Raw genomic sequence first — 3,274 nt, 5'->3', positions numbered from 1 at the left:
TCAAGGTCGTGGGGTACGGCCTGCCCGACCATGCCATGTATGGACTAGGCTTCTTCCATCCCGTGAATGAAGCGAAGTCCCACGTCATCAATCCGCAGCCGAGCGTGGGCTCGGCTCTACACATACGCCCGCGATGCTCTGCAGCATCGCGGGCGTTGTCGTTACAGCGGCAGGTCGAACACCAGCACTTCGGCGTCGTTGCCGTTTTCCAGGGTCAGCTGGGCTTCGTCACTGACCTGCAGCGCATCACCGGCTTCCAGGGTGATGCCGTTGACCTGCAGCTGGCCACGCGCCACCTGCACATAGGCGCCACGACCGTTGCCGAGGGCGTGATGCAGCTTCTGGCCGCCATCAAGAATGGTGGCGAAGATGCGGGCATCCTGGTGGATGCGCAGCGAACCCTCGGCACCGTCCGGCGAAGCGATCAGGCGCAGCTGGCCGCGCTTGCTGTCCGGCGTGAAGTGGGTCTCCTCGTAGGACGGCGCGATGTTCTCGGTGTCCGGGAAGATCCAGATCTGCAGGAAATGCACGGTCTCGTCGGCGGAGTGGTTGAACTCGCTGTGGGTGACGCCGCTGCCGGCGCTCATGCGCTGCACGTCGCCGTAGCGCAGTACCGAACCGGTGCCCATCGAGTCCTTGTGTTCCAGTGCACCGCCCAGCACGTAGGAGATGATTTCCATGTTGCTGTGGCCGTGGGTGCCGAAGCCCTGGCCGCCGATCACCTTGTCTTCGTTGATCACCCGCAACGGGCCGAAGCTGACGTAACGGGGGTCGTAGTAGTTGGCGAAGGAGAAGGTGTGGCGCGAGGACAGCCAGCCATGCTCGGCCAGGCCACGGGTAGCGCTCTTGCGGATCTGTAGCATGATGGAATCTCCTTGTTCGATGGTTTCGATGGGGCGGGGTGGTCGGTGACCGCTGTGTTTTCCCGTTGGAGAGAAGTATCCGCTTGCGCCCGGGGTTTGAAAAACGGATAGTTTTGACGGCCATCATCGAAAAATTCGAATGCTCAAGCTCAGCCTCGATGCCCTGCAGATCCTGGATGCCATCGACCGCCGTGGCTCCTTTGCCGGCGCCGGCAAGGCCCTGCACAAGGTGCCCTCGACCATCTCCTACACCGTGGCCAAGCTGGAGGAGGACCTGGGCGTTCAGTTGTTCGACCGGGTCGGCCCACGTGCAGAGCTGACCGAGGCCGGGCGCGCGCTGCTGGACGAAGGCCGGCATCTGCTGCGCGCGGCCCGCGAGCTGGAGCTGCGGGTGCGCCGGGTGGCGTCGGGTTGGGAGACCGAACTGACCCTGGCGGTGGATTCGGTGTTCCCGACCTGGCTGCTTGGGCCGGATATCGCCGCATTCCGTGAGGCCGAGGCACCGACCCGGTTGCGGTTGATCGGCGAGGCCCTGTCCGGCACCTGGGAGGCCCTGCTCGACCGCCGTTCGGACCTGTTGGTCGGCGCGCCGGGCGAAGGGCCCAGTGGTGGCGGCTATGTGGTCGAGCCGCTGGGCACGGTGGAGTTCGTGTTCGCGGTCGCACCCGAACATCCGTTGGCCAACGTGTCGGGCGTCCTGGGTCGCGAGCAGCTGGTCGAGCATTGCGCGATCGCCGTTTCCGATTCGGCGCGCAGGCTGCTGCCGCGCACGGTGGGCCTGTTGATGGGGCAGGAGATGCTGACGGTGCCGGACATGGCCAGTAAATTGAAGCTGCAGTGCGAAGGCGTGGGCTTCGGCTTCCTGCCCGAGCCGTGCGCGCGCGCTGCAGTGGCGCGCGGCCAGCTGGTGATCCGTGAGGTGGAGGAGCACAAGCCGGAAGAGACCTTCTGGCTGGCCTGGCGCACCGGTGAGGATGGCGCGGCATTGCGCTGGTGGCGCGAGCGCCTGCGCAGGCCGGAGCTGCTGTCGCAGTGGTGGCAGGCAATGGCCAGGGGGTAGGGCTTTGGCAGGGCTGCGCCCTGCACCCGCCGAGGCCAAAGCAACAGCAACAGCGTGCATTCCGTGAGATGGCGGGGTGGGTCCGGTTGCGGGGGACGCCGTGAATCCGTCCATGGAGCAACTGTGTTGACGGAGGGGCCTGGCCCCTCCATGAGACGGGCACGGTAGTGCCGGCCGCTGGCCGGCAGCCTTTTGGGGCACGCGCAGGCTGGCTTCAGGCGGGGATCGATCCGCCTTGAGCGTCACGCACGCGGGCGTTGAGAATCACCAGCATCTTCCGCATCACCGCCACGATGGCCACTTTCCCTTCCTTGCCGCGGGCCCGCAGCGACCGGTAAAAGTCCCGCAATCGTGGCTCATGTCGCATGGCCGACATGGCCGACATGTAGAGCACCTGGCGGATCTCGGCCCTGCCACCGTGGATGCTTCGCCTCCCTCGCATGGCCCCGCTGTCGTGGGAGATCGGCGCCACGCCGACCAGGCTGGCAATGGCTTTTCCGCTGATCTGACCCAGCTCAGGCAGGTAGCTGGCCAGCACCGCCTGCAATGCCGGGCCAACCCCTTTCATCGACTTCAGCACTGCCAGTTGGGGCTGCTGCGCGACCTGTTCAGAGATCTGCTTCCCCAGTCGCTCGACCAGTGTCTGCAGGCGAATGATGTTGCCTTGCATCTGCCGGCGTAGCTCGCGGTCAGTCACCATTTCCTGCTGTTGGCGGGCTACGGTCAGTGCCTGCATCGTTTGTCGACGCGCCCGCACAAACTCGCGCAGTTTCCGCTGCCAGGGCTCCAGTGGCTGATAGGAAGGCAGTTCCACCAGTGCGGCCATCTGCGCCAATACAAGAGCATCCAAGCGGTCCGTCTTGGCCACTTTACCCAGCCCCTGAGCCAGTCTACGCGCCCGCAGGGCGTTGGCGCGGATCACCGGATGGCCGGCCTTGTGAAGAAAGTCCAGGACAGTCTGCTCATAGCCGCCAGTGGCTTCCAGAACGATCTGAATGGCCGGCCGCGTGCTCAACCAAGTGCTCAATTCAGCATAGCCAGAGGGGCTATTGCTGACCTGCACAGTCTCGCCGTCTGTCGTGCCGATATCCAGTCGGCGCTTGCTCACATCGATCCCGATCCCGTTCATTGCCCGACTCCGTATAGTCTGGAAGGGTCGAGAGCTCCCCCGCTTGCCCAGTCTTATCGCTTCGAGTGTCAGCTCCAGCAACTGTTCGGGCGGATCAAGGGAGAATCCGGTGTGGGCGCCAAGCTACATGGCGATCGTCGAGATCCAGGCTCGTACGGCGGCCCACGCCGGCTCTCGACACCTACGCTGACAGATTTCCATCAGATAAGGCTCGGTCGCCGC

Annotated in this window: 3 protein-coding genes; 1 reads left to right on the top strand and 2 read right to left on the bottom strand. The window is 64.8% G+C overall.

Translation table 11 applies throughout. The features are described 5' to 3' along the window. Positions 1 to 161: 161 nt before the first annotated feature. Positions 162 to 863, bottom strand: a complete 702-nt coding sequence (locus ABGA94_RS13215) for a pirin family protein (protein ID WP_005416106.1) — start codon at positions 861 to 863, stop codon at positions 162 to 164. Between the two features lie 139 nt (positions 864 to 1,002). Here ABGA94_RS13215 and ABGA94_RS13210 point away from each other — a divergent pair, with 139 nt between their 5' ends. Beyond that, positions 1,003 to 1,923 carry a LysR family transcriptional regulator gene (locus ABGA94_RS13210; protein WP_262221473.1) on the top strand — a complete coding sequence of 307 codons (921 nt, stop codon included), beginning with the start codon at positions 1,003 to 1,005 and terminating at the stop codon, positions 1,921 to 1,923. A 214-nt stretch (positions 1,924 to 2,137) separates the two neighbouring features. Here the strand turns inward: ABGA94_RS13210 and ABGA94_RS13205 are convergent, their stop codons facing one another. After that, positions 2,138 to 3,052, bottom strand: a complete 915-nt coding sequence (locus tag ABGA94_RS13205) for a transposase (RefSeq protein ID WP_111126928.1) — start codon at positions 3,050 to 3,052, stop codon at positions 2,138 to 2,140. Between the last annotated feature and the right edge of the window lie 222 nt (positions 3,053 to 3,274).

Origin of the sequence: Stenotrophomonas sp. 3diitr2024 (genome assembly GCF_042136455.1) — a bacterium.
GTDB classification, from domain to species: Bacteria; Pseudomonadota; Gammaproteobacteria; order Xanthomonadales; family Xanthomonadaceae; genus Stenotrophomonas; species Stenotrophomonas sepilia.
The sequence above is the reverse complement of the archived record's forward strand: the minus strand, read 5'-3'. Positions and strand labels throughout refer to the sequence as shown.